The organism is Pseudomonas sp. J380, assembly GCF_009827115.1.
In the GTDB taxonomy this organism is placed as follows: domain Bacteria; phylum Pseudomonadota; class Gammaproteobacteria; order Pseudomonadales; family Pseudomonadaceae; genus Aquipseudomonas; species Aquipseudomonas paracarnis.
Genome location: NZ_CP043060.1, coordinates 956,365 through 971,873, shown reverse-complemented (window position 1 = coordinate 971,873; position 15,509 = coordinate 956,365). Strand labels below are relative to the sequence as shown.

The 15,509-nt window shown below is 59.5% G+C and carries 14 protein-coding genes; 4 read left to right on the top strand and 10 right to left on the bottom strand.

Annotation, left to right across the window (positions count from 1 at the left end):
* Nucleotides 1-23 precede the first annotated feature (23 nt).
* The 4 genes from FXO12_RS04590 to FXO12_RS04575 are packed head-to-tail and all read right to left on the bottom strand — an operon-like array spanning nt 24 to nt 4,785.
* Nucleotides 24-773 (bottom strand): molecular chaperone, encoded by a 750-nt coding sequence (locus FXO12_RS04590; RefSeq protein ID WP_054919065.1) that lies wholly within the window; start codon nt 771-773, stop codon nt 24-26.
* Entirely contained in the window at nt 773-3,394 is a 2,622-nt protein-coding gene (locus FXO12_RS04585) for a fimbria/pilus outer membrane usher protein (protein ID WP_057975858.1), read from the bottom strand. The genes FXO12_RS04590 and FXO12_RS04585 overlap by 1 nt, the downstream gene beginning before the upstream one ends.
* A 2-nt stretch (nt 3,395-3,396) precedes the next feature.
* A complete protein-coding gene (locus FXO12_RS04580) occupies nt 3,397-4,179 on the bottom strand; it encodes a molecular chaperone (RefSeq protein ID WP_034127487.1) in 783 nt (260 codons plus the stop codon).
* A gap of 45 nt (nt 4,180-4,224) precedes the next feature.
* Nucleotides 4,225-4,785, bottom strand: a complete 561-nt coding sequence (locus tag FXO12_RS04575; protein ID WP_054898434.1) for a fimbrial protein — start codon at nt 4,783-4,785, stop codon at nt 4,225-4,227.
* Nucleotides 4,786-5,080: 295 nt separating this feature from the next.
* Between FXO12_RS04575 and FXO12_RS04570 the strand changes: the two genes are divergently transcribed.
* Complete coding sequence (locus FXO12_RS04570) at nt 5,081-6,625, top strand: EAL domain-containing protein (RefSeq protein ID WP_057975856.1); 1,545 nt, start codon at nt 5,081-5,083, stop codon at nt 6,623-6,625.
* A gap of 194 nt (nt 6,626-6,819) precedes the next feature.
* Nucleotides 6,820-7,185, top strand: a complete 366-nt coding sequence (locus FXO12_RS04565; RefSeq protein WP_014718508.1) for a histone-like nucleoid-structuring protein, MvaT/MvaU family — start codon at nt 6,820-6,822, stop codon at nt 7,183-7,185.
* A gap of 111 nt (nt 7,186-7,296) precedes the next feature.
* Here FXO12_RS04565 and FXO12_RS04560 read toward each other — a convergent pair whose 3' ends face one another.
* Nucleotides 7,297-7,833, bottom strand: a complete 537-nt coding sequence (locus FXO12_RS04560) for a DUF4946 domain-containing protein (RefSeq protein WP_057975854.1) — start codon at nt 7,831-7,833, stop codon at nt 7,297-7,299.
* A 178-nt stretch (nt 7,834-8,011) separates the two neighbouring features.
* Between FXO12_RS04560 and gloA the strand changes: the two genes are divergently transcribed.
* Nucleotides 8,012-8,533, top strand: a complete 522-nt coding sequence (gene gloA / locus FXO12_RS04555; RefSeq protein ID WP_054919070.1) for a lactoylglutathione lyase — start codon at nt 8,012-8,014, stop codon at nt 8,531-8,533.
* A 132-nt stretch (nt 8,534-8,665) separates the two neighbouring features.
* Here the strand turns inward: gloA and ahpF are convergent, their stop codons facing one another.
* From ahpF to FXO12_RS04540, 3 genes are all read right to left on the bottom strand, one after another.
* Complete coding sequence (gene ahpF / locus FXO12_RS04550; protein ID WP_057975852.1) at nt 8,666-10,231, bottom strand: alkyl hydroperoxide reductase subunit F; 1,566 nt, start codon at nt 10,229-10,231, stop codon at nt 8,666-8,668.
* Between the two features lie 130 nt (nt 10,232-10,361).
* Nucleotides 10,362-10,925 carry an alkyl hydroperoxide reductase subunit C gene (gene ahpC / locus FXO12_RS04545; protein ID WP_003191303.1) on the bottom strand — a complete coding sequence of 188 codons (564 nt, stop codon included), beginning with the start codon at nt 10,923-10,925 and terminating at the stop codon, nt 10,362-10,364.
* A 133-nt stretch (nt 10,926-11,058) separates the two neighbouring features.
* On the bottom strand, nt 11,059-11,991 hold the full coding sequence (locus tag FXO12_RS04540) for a site-specific integrase (protein ID WP_057975850.1): 933 nt from the start codon (nt 11,989-11,991) through the stop codon (nt 11,059-11,061).
* Between the two features lie 169 nt (nt 11,992-12,160).
* On the opposite strand from FXO12_RS04540, the gene FXO12_RS04535 reads away from it, so the two are divergent.
* Entirely contained in the window at nt 12,161-13,168 is a 1,008-nt protein-coding gene (locus tag FXO12_RS04535) for a DNA-binding protein (protein ID WP_054898429.1), read from the top strand.
* Here FXO12_RS04535 and gorA read toward each other — a convergent pair whose 3' ends face one another.
* Both gorA and galU read right to left on the bottom strand, forming a co-directional pair.
* Complete coding sequence (gorA, locus tag FXO12_RS04530; protein WP_054898428.1) at nt 13,169-14,527, bottom strand: glutathione-disulfide reductase; 1,359 nt, start codon at nt 14,525-14,527, stop codon at nt 13,169-13,171.
* Nucleotides 14,528-14,632: 105 nt separating this feature from the next.
* Nucleotides 14,633-15,472: a UTP--glucose-1-phosphate uridylyltransferase GalU gene (galU, locus tag FXO12_RS04525; RefSeq protein ID WP_003173830.1), complete on the bottom strand. Its 840-nt coding sequence runs from the start codon at nt 15,470-15,472 to the stop codon at nt 14,633-14,635.
* Nucleotides 15,473-15,509 lie beyond the last annotated feature (37 nt).

Sequence of the window (15,509 nt, the reverse complement as noted above, 5' to 3'; positions counted from 1 at the left end):
GAACGTAAATTGCCGGACACCGTTCATATCGCCAAATCCTTCGTGTGCCCCAAAGACACTGTGTGCGTACGCGTCATGCCATGGTCATCCAGGGTGGTAAATCGCAGCGCGACCGTACCCTGCCCCCACGGCGCCGGGCCCTCCAGCACGATGCGGGCAACCGAGCGCGGCAACAGCATCGGCGGGGCCTCACTGTGGTACTCGACGCCATCCACGGTCAGCAATACGCTGGAAAGCGTCACATGAAAGGCACTGGGATTGCGCACCTGCAGGACCGGGCCGTCGCCCGCCAGGCGCCACTGCAACGTATCCACCGCCTGCTGCGCTTGGCCTGGCAACGCGTCCGGGCGCAGGAAGAGCTTGATCCGTGTGCGAAAGGCAAATTGCAGCTGGTTGCCGGTGTCGACAGACGGGCGGATCCCCAGCACATTCAGCCAGTACACCAACTCCTGAGGCACGGCCATGGCCTTGTCTTGGGTCGCGTGGTACATCACCCGCAATGCGCGGTGCTTGCCGGCATCCAGGCGCAGGATCGGCGGGGTCACCGTAAAGGGCACATCACTGGACTCGGGCGCGACCTGCGGGTCCCCCGCATCGATCCACACCTGGGCCAATCGCGGGCCGTCGGCCTCATTGTGCAGGTTGACCGTTACCCCAGCGGCGCTGGCCGGGTAAATGATGCGCGTGCGGTCAATGACGATTTCCCCATGGGCCAATACTGTCTGCACCGCCAGGGCCAGGCCAAGCAGCACGCGGAGCAATCGATGAGTCATCAACTGCGCTCCTCGTCCGCATCACCATGGTCGGCACATTGACTGACCAACTGGTCCGCGCTTTCCTGGCGTTGCTCGGGCCTGCGCGGCGGCAGACGGTAATGGATGAAGCACTGGTCAGCCGCCCCTGCATTCCAGCGCACCGTCAACCGCCCCTGGTCGGCAACCCCGCGCACAAAAGCCTTGCCAGCCTGGCCGATCACGCCGATTTCGACGCCGCGCTCGTCAAACACTTGCGCGGCAAATGGCAACGGCTTGCCACCCATATGAGTGGCCTTGATCACCACGGCACGGCCACTGACGGTCTCGAACCTGACCAGTGAGACGGCTCCCAGCGTCGGCACCACGGCGTGACTCGATTCCTTGAGTTCGACATCCATGGGCATGCCCTCGGGATCGATATCTACTTCATTGCGCTGATAAGCCCTGAGGGCTGGCAGCACCGCATAACCCTGCTTATCGATACGCGCCCCGCTGCTGCCGAGCCGGGCACCTTGTGCATCCGGCGCATACACCAGTGCCGAGGCTTCACCGAGGTTTTGCGCGAAGGTCACGCCACCCTCGTGGGCTATCAGCCCGCCATCGGCACTCATGGATAGTTGCGAACTGTCGCGGGCCTGGGCGTAGCCGGCCCGCAGGCTCGCAGCCCGGCTGCGATAGCCCGCGTAGGCATTGAAGCTGGAGCCTTGCTGGTGGCCCGTGCCACGGCTGCCAGTCAGCCCGTAGCTGGCTTCACCGGTGTCACCCAGCAAACCATTGATTCCCACCTGATGCTGGCTGCCGCGTGAATCGCCAGCATCGTGCGACAGGCTGCTGCTCAGGGTTGGCGCACGCGTTCCTGCGCCCAATGGCATGGACAGTGTCAGCACCAGGTGATTATCCACGCGCCCGGCTTGCGCCGACCGGCCAAAAAAGATTTCGTCGCTGCGCTCGTGATCGTTCAATTGATGGGTTTCACTGACACGCGAGCGCTGCGCCGAAAGGTTCCAGTTGAGTGACTTCCAATTAGCCGCATAACTGAGAGTGAAGGATGTCTGGCGCCCTTGGCGGCCCGCCCAGTAGTCGATGGAGCTGCCATACAGGCTCAGCGAGCCTGCGCCCAACTGCTGGCTGATTGTCAGGTCGAGGCGGCTTTTCTGCCTGGCGTAACTGTTGATACTCCCGCCTTGGCGGGCCAGTTCCCGCACATTGAGCGCATCAGGCAGGTTCAGGTACCCGTCCGTGGAGAAACGATAGGCGCCCAGCGCAAAGTGCGTTCCCGAGAACGGCAGGTTCTTGTTATAGGCCAGGCCCCAGCTTTGCCCGCCGACGACGCCCAGCCCCCGAACCTGAGTGCGCGAGTGGGTGTTGTCGAGGGAGAACGCGCCAATCGGAGTACTCATCGCCAGGCCGGCTTTGGCCTGGCCGTAGCCTGGGGAAAGCGTACTGCCACCATAGGCGCTCAGACGATCGCCCAGGCCATGCTGCAGCGTACCCTGCAAGATCAGCGGGCTGGCATCGCTGACGCCGTATTGCTGCAACTGCCCCAAGGTCACGCTGTAGTGGCTGGCACCGTCACGCAGCAGGTAAGGCACCACGGAGTAAGGCACCACGAAGCTGCTGCGCCGGCCGTCGACCTCGGTGACGCTGACGTGCAGGTCGCCGCCGTACCCGGTGGGGTACAGGTCATCGATGACAAACGGCCCCGGGGCCACTGTGGTTTCGTAGAGGGTGTAGCCGTTCTGGCGCACTGTCACCGTTGCATTGCTGTCGGCAATGCCTCGCACCTGAGGCGCATAGCCTTGTTGCGACTGGGCAAGCATGCGGTCATCGGTGGCCAGGGTGATGCCGCGTACACGCACACCGTCGAGGATCTGGCCACTGCTGAAGCTGTCGCCGACGGTCAGTTGTGAACGCCAGGCGCCAAGGGACCGTTGCAGGTAGGTGGCGGTGTGTTGATAACGCGCCAGGCCGCTACCGGATGCCCACGCCTGCCCACCCTGATGGCGCAGTCGCCAGTCGCCCAGGTTGAGACCGCCGTTGAGGCCCAGGTAGCCACGATCCTCACCGGCGCCCGCTGTCGCCGTCGCGGCACTGAAGTTGTAGTTGAGCAGCGCGGCGTCAATGCCATTGTCCCATTCAGACGGGTCAATGTAGCCGCGCGCGGAACGGTTGATATAGATCTGCGGGATGCTGACATCCAGGGTCAGGGTCTCGATATCGACGCGGCTGCTGGCCATGGGTATCCACTCGGCAAAATCCCGGCAGGCATGCTCGGTGTTATCCGCCAGCGCCTGCACAGAAACCCCCAGTTGGCCAAGCTCGGCAGCGTTCAGGCAAGGCTGGGCGTCGTCCTGTCCGGCAAGGGGGGCGAAGGTGATCTCGCGGCGCCCCATCGATTGCCCGTTGAGCATCACATCTACGCGGTAAACACCTGGCGCCAACACGTTGCTGGTATTGAAGCGTGAGATATCTGCCGAAGAGGACAGGCCGCTGGCGAACGCCTCGATGTCAAACACCAGTGGCGCGGCTTCTGCCGACATCAATAAGGTACTGAGCAGGCCCAGCCACAGCAGTAAGTTGGGGTTGGCAAACAGCCAGGCCGTAAAGCGGTGAACGGGTATTTGCAATAAGGCATACATGATCAGAACTTCAGGGGAGCACGCTGCGGCACGGAGAATGCGCCGTAATCATTGATGTATTTGAAATGCACCTGGGCGTCGGCGGGTATTGCTTGTGCGACATCCTTGACGGGCAGCTTCAGGCTGCCGCCGGGGGGCACCATGCCCTCTCCCGCCGGTAACAGGCGAGCACCCGGGCCCGAGCCCATGGCCAAGGCAACCTCATTGAAGGTCACGTGATAAGCCGATGGGTTGTGCACTTCCAGTAGCGGCCCCTGGGCACTCCGGTGCAGGGTCCAGCGTAAGTGGGTGGGCGCCTCGTCCGCGGAGCCCGGCAATTGGGCCGGGCGGAAAAACACTTTGGTGCGGATACGAAAAGCGAACTGCAGGTGGTTCGAAGGGGCCTCTTGCGGGCTGCCCGGTGCCACGTTGACCTTGGGCGGTATCTCCAAGGCGTTGAGCCAGAACAACGATTCGCGGTCATCCGGCAGTGGGTCCTGGGTATACACCAGTCGCACTACCTGGCTTTTGCCCGCGTCCATGCGAAACACAGGTGGCGACAGGCTGAACGGCACGTCGCTGCCGGTGGGGTCTTGCGCCGGGTCGCCTTGGTCCAGCCACACTTGGACCAGGCGCGGCGCTCGCTGATCGTCATTGGTCAGGCGCAGCGTGATTTCTCGACGCTGCTGCGGATAGATGTGCCGCGTGCCGTCGATCACTACGCCGGCGTGAGCGGCGGACAGCAACCCGACACTGGTCAGCAGTGCGCTCAGCAGGGGGGTCACTAGCAATGTCCGGGCAAGCATTTCGTCTGTCCTTGCCTGGCGCACGGCCAGGCAACGGGGCCTCGATCAGGGGAACGTCACCGAATACAGCACTTGCGTACTGACCGGGCCTGGCGTAGCAGTGCCCGTGGCAATGTATTGGGCAGCAAAGGGCAGCGACACCTCGCCGCTTGCCGGGACTTTCGCGGGGCTGGAGTTCTGGCCCAGGCGCAAATCCATGGGCTGGTGGGTGACGCCATCCACAAGTTGCACCTCAACGAGGGTGGCAGGCGTCGGCTTGGCGGGTGCCTGGTTGACCAGGTTACCGGTCGCCGGATTGATCGCGGGGCTGCTGCTCTCATACATCACGGCGACGGTCGTATCCTTCGGGCAGGAACCGACATGGATGTAATAGGGTTTCGCCCCGGCAGTCTGGCCGGGCGCCTTGAGCGCGCTGGCCTGGACCTTGTTGAGTGGCACCGAAAAGTCCGGGCTGGTGCCGGGCGCAGAGCCCGTGCCACCGCTGATGCTGCAAGTGGTGCCGGTGATTTCACCGGTCAAGGTGATCTTGCCGTCTGCGGCGACAACAGGCAAAGCGGCAACGCCGGTGACCGCCAGAAATACAACGGCCAATGCGATAGTTTTCATTACAGATACTTCCTCGTGAATGTCAGTGAAAGAGTTGCAAGCCATGACTCATCAATCGAAGGGCGAGACGCGGCCCTCCCGCCAAAATTGGGCTGAGCGGCTATGAAAGAGGCTGTAGGGATTAAGGGCTACCGAGTCTCTTACGTTTTGCAATGAAGTTTATGTTGCCAAGTTGAAGTGCCCGCCACAACTGACCGAACGGCTAGGTCAGTAGGCGTTAAACAAGTGAGCAGCCCCGTGCAATGCCATCTATCATCGGCAGAGCCCACTCTCTTTTTCACGATTGACTGCTCCCATGCCCCTGACCGTCAAAGGCCCACGAAGCCGAGCCGCACGCTATTTCATCAGCACCCTGTGCGGGCTGCTGCCCATTCTGTTGGGGGTGGTAATTCTTTACTGGCAAGCCGAACGCACGCTCGAGCAAAGCACAGCGCAAACCGCTCAGGAAGCGGTGCGCCAGTTCGACCTGATGCTGGACAATACCGCCATCGCTGCCCAGGCTTTGCTGCCGCTGGCCGGTAAACCTTGTGACAGCGTCGCCAAGTTGGCGCTACGTGAACAAGTCACGCGCCGGCCGTTTGTGCGGGCCACGACGCTGTCCTGGCAGAAAAACATCTATTGCAGTTCGTTGTTTGGCGGTCGCTACCAATCGCCCGTCAACCCGGACGACTATGTCGATGGGCGCCTGTGGTTGATGAATGGCAACCCCGTTACACCCGATACCGCGCTATTGGTGTATCGCCTGGTGGAAGGCGATCAAGGCGCGTTTGCCTCGGTTGACGGTTACCACCTCACCAACGCCTTGCGCCTGATCAGCCGTTACGCGCACTTGGTACTGCACGTCGGCCCGAACTGGCTGGGTGCCGACGGCAAGGTGCATCAAGGCGCGCTGCCGGTATTTGCCGTGGCGCCACAACGCCTGGCTTCCGAGCGCTATCAATACAGTGTCGAGGCAGGGATGCCCGAGGGTGAAGTCTGGCGCTACATGCAGGCGCGGTATCCGGCGCTGTTCAGCCTGGTGGTGTTCTTCGGGATATTGGCGGGGCTGCTCGCTCACTGGCTGCAAAAACGCTCGTCCGCGCCGACCCACGAGTTACAACGCGCCTTGGGAGCCAATGAGTTCATCCCGTATTTCCAACCGGTGGTACGGGGTGACACACGCCAATGGGCCGGCTGTGAGGTTCTGATGCGCTGGAAGCATCCCAAAGAAGGCCTGGTGCGCCCGGACCTGTTTATTCCCCTGGCCGAAGACTCTGGTCTGATCGTGCCGATGACCCGTGCCCTGCTGCGCCAGACCGCCGCGCAATTGGCGCCCCATGCTGCACGTTTCAGCCCTGGCTTTCATATCGGCGTGAACATCACAGCGCGCCATTGCCAGGACATGGCACTGGTGCAGGACTGCCGAGAATTCCTCGCCACGTTCCCGCCCGGCCAGGTCACCCTGGTGCTGGAGTTGACCGAGCGGGAACTGATCGAACCCACCGAGACCACCCGCCGCCTGTTCGAGGCGCTGCATCAAATGGGGGTCATGATCGCCATTGATGACTTCGGCACCGGCCACTCCAGCTTGGGCTATTTGCGCAATTTCAATGTCGACTACTTGAAGATCGATCAAAGCTTTGTCGCCATGATCGGTGCGGATGCGTTGTCGCGGCATATTCTCGACAGCATCATAGAGTTATCGGTCAAGCTGGATCTAGGCATTGTTGCCGAAGGCGTAGAAACAGCCCAACAGTGTGAATACCTCGTTGCCCAGGGCGTGGATTTCCTACAGGGTTACCTGTTTGGTCGACCATTACCCTGCGATGAATTCATTAAATCGTTGGGTATCGTTGAATAGCCGTGTACCACCTACCATGAAAGATTGGTCTTTCTTTAAAAGACATGATTTACTCGAGATGAATTAACTACTACAATTTTTTCTGCCTGTGCAGAACTCGCAGAAGGGTCTTTTTCGTTGACGTGGCTTAACGTTCTTGGCTTATAGCTTTGTCTGCAGTTGATATCAGCAACTACATTATTGGAGTATAGATTTTGTCCAGACTCGCCGAATTTCGCGCAGCAGAAAAAGCCCTTCAAGAGCAGCTTGCCCAGCTGGAATCCTTGAAGAACGACGCTGGCCTGAAGAAAGAAATCGAATTCGAAGAAAAGCTCAAGACGCTGATGGGCAAATACGACAAAAGCCTGCGCGATGTGATCGCCATCCTCGATCCAGCGCCACGCAAAGGCGGCGCACCGGCCGCCGCGGCGCCAAAACAGCGCCGCGCACGGGTGGTCAAGGTTTACCACAACCCGCACACCGGCGAGCTGATCGAGACCAAAGGTGGCAACCACCGCGGCCTCAAAGCCTGGAAAGAGCAGTACGGCGCCGCCACTGTAGACTCCTGGCTTCGCGGCTGAAACATGTACTAAAAAATAGCCCCGCATACGCGGGGCTTTTTTTGCTCTAACGGTTCGAAATCGAACTTAACTCAGGGTTCGTATTGTTCAAATTCGCTCAGCTTGAACCTGTCAAAGTTTCAGACTGTTGCGCACCAGACTGACTTCCTCCTTGCTCGCCTCGTACGCTTGCGCCTGGCCTGCGTATGAAAAAACATAGGCTTTGTCGATATCCAGCGCACCGACTAATGTTTGCGACAATACGTGTCGACCGTTCTCGGTAATCACGCAGGTAGTTTCCAGCGCATCAAGACGACTCAATGTCGTGGGGTGCATTTTGCTGCACACGCTTTGATAACCGCCACGGGCAAAGTCTTTCTGGATCGACTTGCGCATCTCCAGCAACACGCCGGGAAGATTAACTTTATGGCCGGCCTCAATCGGCGTTCCGGTCAACTCCATCACCATCAACGTGGCGCCATTTTCATCATTCTTGATCGCTCGCTGCCGGGACACTGCTTGGGGTTTGGCAAGGAGCTCGCCGTCAGGCACTACTTCCTCGACCTGCCAACCGCTGGGCCAATGGACTTCCGGCTCGGCGGCCAGCACAAACGGGCTGCCCAACAACACGCACACAGCACTCAACAGTGGCCTACGAAACTCGATCATTGCAAAAACACCCAAGGTTCCAGCGGCAAAGTGTGCGGCCCGGCACGCGCTGACTGCAAGGGTTGGGCGCGCTTTTTCATTTGGCGCACCCGGTGCGGCTTGCGTATCATGGCCCGCCTGCATGGACGCAGGCCGCAAGCCAATGGACCGCTCATCTCACATTTTTTCTGGAGGGCCCATGAGCCTGCACGAATTGAACACCTTCCCGGGCGTCACTGCCCAACCCGACAGCGCCACGGCGAACTTTGTGTTCAACCACACCATGTTGCGGGTCAAGGACATCACCAAGTCGCTGGACTTCTACACGCGCATCCTGGGTTTCTCCCTGGTCGAGAAACGTGACTTCCCGGAAGCCGAATTCAGCCTGTACTTCCTGGCCCTGGTGGACAAGGCCCAGATCCCGGCCGACGCGGCCGAGCGCACTCAGTGGATGAAGTCGATTCCGGGCATTCTCGAACTGACCCACAACCACGGCACCGAAAACGATGCCGACTTTGCCTACCACAACGGCAACACCGACCCGCGTGGTTTTGGTCATATCTGCATCTCGGTGCCGGACATTGTCGCGGCGTGCGAACGTTTCGAAGCCTTGGGTTGCGACTTCCAGAAACGCCTGACGGATGGCCGTATGAAGAGCCTCGCGTTCATCAAAGACCCGGATGCTTATTGGGTGGAGATCATCCAGCCGGCGCCGATGTAATAAGCACTGCGTGACGGGGAGCGTCACCGGATGCATTCCCATGCGGAGCGTGGGAACGAGAATCCCGCGCCGGGCGTGGGAACGAGAAAAACCCCATGATCGCTCATGGGGTTTTTTATTTGCAGCTCAGGACTACGCCGGAGCAGAGGTGCGGATCAAGTGATCGAACGCGCTCAACGAAGCCTTGGCGCCCTCGCCTACTGCTATCACGATCTGCTTGTAGGGCACAGTCGTTACGTCTCCGGCGGCGAACACGCCAGGCAGTGAAGTCTCGCCACGGGCATCGACAATGATCTCGCCACGCGGCGACAGCTCTACGCTGCCTTTGAGCCAGTCGGTGTTGGGCAGCAAGCCAATCTGCACAAAGATGCCTTCCAGGTCGATGGTCTTGAACTCACCAGTGTCGCGGTCCTTGTAGGCAAGGCCGGTGACTTTCTGACCATCGCCTTTGACCTCACTGGTCAGCGCGCTGGTGATCACATCCACGTTCGGCAGGCTGTAGAGCTTGCGTTGCAACACGGCATCGGCGCGCAGCTTGCTGTCGAATTCAAGCAAGGTGACATGGCTGACGATACCGGCCAGGTCAATGGCCGCTTCCACGCCGGAGTTACCGCCGCCGATCACCGCCACACGCTTGCCCTTGAACAGCGGGCCATCGCAATGCGGGCAGAAGCACACGCCCTTGGCCTTGTATTCCTGCTCACCGGGCACACCCATCTCTCTCCAGCGCGCGCCTGTCGCCAAGATCACGGTCTTGGACTTGAGGGTCGCACCGCTTTCGAAGCGAATTTCGTGCAGCTCACCGGCATTTTTTGCCGGAATCAAGCTACTGGCGCGTTGCAGGTTCATGATGTCCACGTCGTACTGACGCACATGGGCTTCCAGTGCGCTGGCCAGTTTCGGCCCTTCGGTTTCCTGTACCGAGATAAAGTTCTCGATGGACATGGTGTCCAGCACCTGGCCACCAAAGCGTTCAGCCGCCACACCGGTACGAATACCTTTACGTGCCGCATAGATGGCAGCCGAAGACCCGGCCGGGCCACCGCCAACTACCAGGACGTCGAAGGCATCCTTGGCGCTGATTTTCTCCGCGGCTTTCTCGATACCGCTGGTGTCGAGCTTGGCGAGGATTTCTTCAAGGCCCATACGGCCTTGGCCAAAGTTGACCCCGTTCAAGTAGACACTCGGGACCGCCATGATCTGGCGCTCATCGACTTCAGCCTGGAACAGCGCGCCATCAATCGCAACGTGGCGGATGTTCGGGTTCAGCACGGCCATCAGGTTCAGCGCCTGGACCACGTCCGGGCAGTTCTGGCACGACAGCGAGAAGTAAGTCTCGAAGCTGAACTCGCCTTTGAGGGCGCGGATCTGTTCAATCACTTCGACACTGGCCTTCGACGGGTGGCCACCGACTTGCAGCAGGGCCAGCACCAGCGAAGTAAATTCATGGCCCATGGGGATACCGGCGAAACGCAGGCTGATCTCGGCACCCGGGCGGTTGATGGAGAACGATGGCTTGCGCCCATCATTGCCATCGGTGTTCAGAGTAATCAGCGTGGATAGGCTGGTTACGTCCTGCAAAAGAGCAAGCATTTCCTGGGATTTCGCACCGTCGTCGAGGGAGGCGACGATCTCGATCGGCTGGGTGACCCGTTCCAGGTATGACTTCAACTGAGCTTTAAGATTGGCGTCCAACATACGGGCGATTTCCTGTTCATTCGGTTTATTGCAGACAAAAAAACGCCCGAGCGAATCTCGCCCGGGCGTTTTGAGGGCGGATGCAGCTTACTTAAGTGCGGATACCCGCCCTTGATACGCGTTCACAGACTTAGATCTTGCCGACCAGGTCCAGAGACGGCGCCAGAGTGGCCTCGCCTTCTTTCCACTTGGCTGGGCACACTTCACCCGGGTGGGCGGCAACGTACTGAGCAGCCTTGATCTTGCGCAGCAACTCGGAAGCGTCACGGCCTACACCACCGTCGTTCAGTTCAACGATCTTGATCTGACCTTCTGGGTTGATCACGAAGGTGCCGCGGTCTGCCAGGCCAGCTTCTTCGATCAGTACGTCGAAGTTGCGGGAGATGGTCAGGGTTGGGTCGCCGATCATGGTGTACTGGATTTTGCCGATGGCTGGCGAAGTGTTGTGCCAGGCAGCGTGGGCGAAGTGGGTGTCGGTGGAAACGCTGTAGATTTCGACGCCCAGCTTCTGGAATTCGGCGTAGTTGTCAGCCAGGTCTTCCAGTTCGGTCGGGCAGACGAAGGTGAAATCGGCTGGGTAGAAGAAGACAACCGACCACTTGCCTTTCAGGTCAGCGTCGGTCACATCGACGAAGCTGCCGTTTTTGAAAGCGGTGGCTTTAAACGGTTTTACTTGGCTGTTGATGATAGGCATCGTTGACTCTCCGTCAGGGGTTAAGAAGTTGATGAGGTGAATCCTACCGGCTCTCTCGGTCGATGGCTCATTGGCAAACCTGATGCTGACGATTGGGTTTCTCTATCAGACGACGCTATTAATAGAAAAAATCTCAAATCAGCGCTTGGGTTGCCAGGGTCATGCCTAGAAACGGCGTCGCTTCAACATAGCGCATCGCAGATTTCATGTCGTTCCAGCCGACGTAACTCATCAGCGACTTCAAATCCCAACCACTTCGATGCGCCCAAGTGGCGAAACCCCGACGCAGGGAGTGGCTGGTGTATTGATCGGCGGGGATGCCTGCGCGCTCAAGGGCCTGGCGCAATAACGGGATCACACTGTTGGGGTGCAAGCCCTCCTCACCCAGGTTGCCCCAACGGTCAATGCCGCGAAACACCGGGCCGCGAACCAAAGCCGAGGCGCTGAGCCACTCGCTATAAGCCTGCACCGGGCACAGCCGCAGCAACGCTGGGGTCTGGTAGGTTTTGCCGAGGTTTTCACGATCACTTTTGCTGCGTGGCAAGTACAGGCTGATGCCTGCGCCTGGCACGGCCTGCACGTGCTCAATGCTTAATCGGCACAGCTCATCACTGCGAAAGCCGCGCCAGAAGCCCAGCAGAATCAGCGCAGCGTCGCGCTTGGCCCGCAGCAAGCGCGGCTGGTCGTGACGCTCGCTGGCCTGTTTGGCTTCAATGTCCAGGGCAGCGATTACTTGCTCCAACTGCGTGAGCTGCAAAGGCTCGGCCTGCCGCTCCCGCGCCGGGTGCACAGCGCGGATGCCCTTGAGCACCTTGCGTACCACCGGCGCCTTCGTCGGGTCGGCAAACCCTTGGCTGGTATGCCATTGCGCCAAGGCCGAGAGCCGCAATTTCAAGGTGTTGACTGCCAATACCCCGGCATGCGCCACGAGGTAGCGCGCCACACTCTCGCTGGTGGCCGGCAGGAACCCTCCCCAACTGACTTCGAAATGCTCGATCGCCGCGCGGTAGCTGCGGCGCGTGTTGTCGCGAGTGGCGGCGTTGAGATATCGGTCGAGGTCGCTCATAGGCGTCTTTTCGTACTGCTGAAGGGTGGATGGCTGATGAAAATGCTTATGACACGAGATAATACGCCAATATCCCATCTGTTAAATCATGAATTTCAACGAGTTTTCAATTATGATATAGTATGAATATACATACCACGTACCACAGTACTAAATCGACGGAGACCCCATGGCTCGCGGCGGCATAAACAAAGCAGTAGTGCAAACGGCACGCCTGGCGATCCTCGCCCGTGGCGAAAACCCCAGCATCGATGCGGTGCGTATCGAAATGGGCAATACCGGTTCGAAAACCACCATTCATCGCTATTTGAAAGAGCTGGACGAAAGCGAGACGCGCCAGACCATCACCCAAGCACCGATTGATGATGAGCTGGGCGAGCTAGTTGCACGCCTGTCCCAACGCCTGAAAGAGAAGGCCCAAGAGCCGATCGACCTGGCCCTGGCGCAATTCGAGCAACAAAAAGCCGCCCTGCTCGCCCAGGTAGAAACCCTGGAAGAAGCGCACACCCAGCTCAAACAGCAATTTGATATCCAGGCCGCTGCCCTCGCTGAAGAAAGCGCGGCGCTGCAAACCGCCAGCACCAGCCTGCAGACCGAGCAAACCCGTAACGCCGGGTTGAGCCAGGCGTGCAGCGACTACGAGCTGAGGCTCAACGACAAAGACGAGCAGATTCGCTCACTGGAAGAAAAACACCTGCACGCCCGCGATGCGCTTGAGCATTACCGCACTGCCATCAAGGAGCAGCGCGAGCAGGAACAGCGTCGCCATGAGGGCCAGTTGCAACAGGTACAGGCCGAATTGCGTCAGGCGCAGCAAAGCGCACTGGTGCGCCAGGACGAAATCACCCAACTGCATCGCGACAACGAGCGCCTACTGAGTGAGCAGCGAGTGACAACCAAGGAATTGAAAGCGCTGCAGGAGCAAGCTCGCCAGGACCAGGCGCTACAGCTGAAACTCAAGGAGCAGCTCAGCCAGATCGACAGCGAGCGCACCCTGCTCCAGGAACGCCTGCGGGTTGCCGTGCTGGACAGCCAATCGCGCCAAGCATCACTGCTGGAGTATCAGCAGCACAACAAGGCGCTTGAGCTGGACCTGGTCAAGGCCCAGGCAAGCATCGAAGCCCTGCGCCTGGCGACCGTCGTTGCAACGGCGCCAGAGGCAGCAGAGCCAACCTGATCAGTCCGCTACAGGCGTGCGCATGGTGACGAATTCTTCCGCCGCCGTAGGATGCACGCCGATAGTTTCATCGAAATGCTGCTTGGTCGCGCCCGCCTTGAGCGCGATCGCCAGCCCTTGCACGATCTCACCCGCATCCGGGCCGACCATGTGGCAACCCAGTACTTTGTCGGTGTCGGCGTCGACCACCAGCTTCATCAAGGTCTTTTCCTGGCAATCGGTCAGGGTCAGCTTCATCGGCCGGAACCGGCTTTCAAAGATCTGCACGTTGTGGCCATTTTTGCGTGCATCCTCTTCTGTCAGGCCGACTGTGCCGATATTCGGCAGGCTGAATACCGCCGTCGCGATATTGGCGTAATCCACCGGGCGGTATTGCTCGGGCTTGAACAACCGCCGCGCCACGGCCATGCCTTCAGCCAGGGCCACCGGCGTCAGTTGCACACGACCAATCACATCGCCAATCGCCAGGATCGACGGCTCGGCGGTCTGATAGAGATCATCCACCGCGACGAAACCGCGTTCGTCCAGTTTGACCCCGGTATTTTCCAGGCCCAGGTTATCCAGCATTGGACGGCGGCCAGTGGCGTAGAACACGCAATCGGCTTCCAGCACGCGGCCATCCTTCAAAGTGGCCTTGAGGCTGCCGTCGGCCTGTTTGTCGATGCGCTCGATGTCTGCATTGAACTGCAAGTCCAGGCCGCGCTTGGTCAGCTCTTCTTGCAGGTGTTTGCGCACCGAACCGTCAAAGCCGCGCAAGAACAAGTCACCGCGATACAGCAATGAGGTTTGCGCGCCCAAGCCGTGGAAGATGCCCGCGAACTCAACGGCGATATAACCACCACCCACTACCAGCACGCGCTTGGGCAGCTCTTTAAGGAAGAACGCCTCGTTCGAGCCAATGGCGTGCTCGCGCCCTGGAATCTCAGGGATCTGCGGCCAGCCGCCGGTGGCGATCAGGATGTGCCTGGCAGTGAAGCGCTCACCGTTGATCTCCACCTGATGGGCATCGACCAGGCGTGCATGCCCTTCATGCAGGGTCACGCCGCTGTTGACCAGCAGGTTGCGATAGATACCGTTGAGGCGGTTGATCTCGCGATCCTTGTTGGCGATCAAGGTCGCCCAATCAAAGTTCGCCTCGCCCAGGGACCAGCCAAAGCCGCTGGCCTGCTCAAAATCTTCGGCAAAATGCGCGCCGTACACCAACAGCTTCTTTGGCACGCAGCCGACGTTCACACAGGTGCCACCCAGGTAGCGGCTCTCGGCCACAGCCACCTTGGCGCCAAAGCCCGCGGCAAAGCGCGCCGCACGAACACCGCCGGAACCGGCGCCAATTACATACAGGTCAAAATCGTAGGCCATTTCACTCTCCTCGGCAGGACACCAGCATACCGACTTACATGGGGCTGAAAAACGAAAAAGCCACCCGAAGGTGGCTTTCGCTTAAAACGTACCGGCAAGCGTGAATCAGTAAGCCTTGCCCGTCTTGTAGAAATGCTCGTAGCAGAAGTTGGTCGCTTCGATGTAGCCCTCAGCGCCGCCGCAGTCGAAACGCTGGCCCTTGAACTTGTAGGCAATCACGCAGCCGTCTTTGGCTTGCTTGAGCAGAGCGTCGGTGATCTGGATCTCGCCACCCTTGCCTGGCTCGGTTTCTTCGATCAGCTTGAAGATGTCCGGCGTGAGGATGTAACGACCGATGATCGCCAGGTTCGATGGCGCGTCTTCCGGCGCTGGTTTCTCGACCATGTCGCGTACGCGGATCAGGCCATCGCCAATATCGTCACCGGCGATAACACCGTACTTATTGGTTTCGGTTGGGTTGACTTCCATCACCGCAACGATGGTGCAACGGTATTTCTGGTAGAGCTTGACCATCTGGGTCAGCACACCGTCGCCTTCCAGGTTGACGCACAAGTCGTCCGCCAGGACCACGGCGAAGGGTTCGTCACCAATCAGCGGGCGACCGGTAAGGATGGCGTGGCCGAGACCTTTCATCTGAGTCTGACGGGTGTAGGAGAACGAGCACTCGTCGAGCAACTTGCGGATACCGACCAGGTATTTTTCCTTGTCGGTGCCCTTGATCTGGTTTTCCAGCTCATAGCTGATGTCGAAGTGGTCTTCCAGCGCGCGCTTGCCACGACCCGTGACGATGGAGATCTCGTTCAAACCGGCATCCAGAGCCTCTTCCACACCGTACTGAATCAGTGGCTTGTTCACCACTGGCAGCATTTCTTTGGGCATGGCTTTGGTCGCTGGCAAGAAGCGAGTGCCGTAACCGGCTGCTGGGAACAAGCATTTCTTGATCATATGAGTCCTTACAAAGGGCTGTGCGTACGGAATTCGG

Excerpts from the sequence above, each read along its gene's own strand:
- FXO12_RS04560 (WP_057975854.1), bottom strand. The coding sequence starts at position 7,833 with ATGATCGAGTTTCGTAGGCCACTGTTGAGTGCTGTGTGCGTGTTGTTG.
- ahpF (WP_057975852.1), bottom strand. The coding sequence starts at position 10,231 with ATGTTGGACGCCAATCTTAAAGCTCAGTTGAAGTCATACCTGGAACGG.
- ahpC (WP_003191303.1), bottom strand. The coding sequence starts at position 10,925 with ATGCCTATCATCAACAGCCAAGTAAAACCGTTTAAAGCCACCGCTTTC.
- FXO12_RS04540 (WP_057975850.1), bottom strand. The coding sequence starts at position 11,991 with ATGAGCGACCTCGACCGATATCTCAACGCCGCCACTCGCGACAACACG.
- FXO12_RS04575 (WP_054898434.1), bottom strand. The coding sequence starts at position 4,785 with ATGAAAACTATCGCATTGGCCGTTGTATTTCTGGCGGTCACCGGCGTT.
- FXO12_RS04580 (WP_034127487.1), bottom strand. The coding sequence starts at position 4,179 with ATGCTTGCCCGGACATTGCTAGTGACCCCCCTGCTGAGCGCACTGCTG.
- galU (WP_003173830.1), bottom strand. The coding sequence starts at position 15,472 with ATGATCAAGAAATGCTTGTTCCCAGCAGCCGGTTACGGCACTCGCTTC.
- FXO12_RS04535 (WP_054898429.1), top strand. The coding sequence starts at position 12,161 with ATGGCTCGCGGCGGCATAAACAAAGCAGTAGTGCAAACGGCACGCCTG.
- gloA (WP_054919070.1), top strand. The coding sequence starts at position 8,012 with ATGAGCCTGCACGAATTGAACACCTTCCCGGGCGTCACTGCCCAACCC.
- FXO12_RS04590 (WP_054919065.1), bottom strand. The coding sequence starts at position 773 with ATGACTCATCGATTGCTCCGCGTGCTGCTTGGCCTGGCCCTGGCGGTG.
- FXO12_RS04570 (WP_057975856.1), top strand. The coding sequence starts at position 5,081 with ATGCCCCTGACCGTCAAAGGCCCACGAAGCCGAGCCGCACGCTATTTC.
- FXO12_RS04585 (WP_057975858.1), bottom strand. The coding sequence starts at position 3,394 with ATGTATGCCTTATTGCAAATACCCGTTCACCGCTTTACGGCCTGGCTG.
- gorA (WP_054898428.1), bottom strand. The coding sequence starts at position 14,527 with ATGGCCTACGATTTTGACCTGTATGTAATTGGCGCCGGTTCCGGCGGT.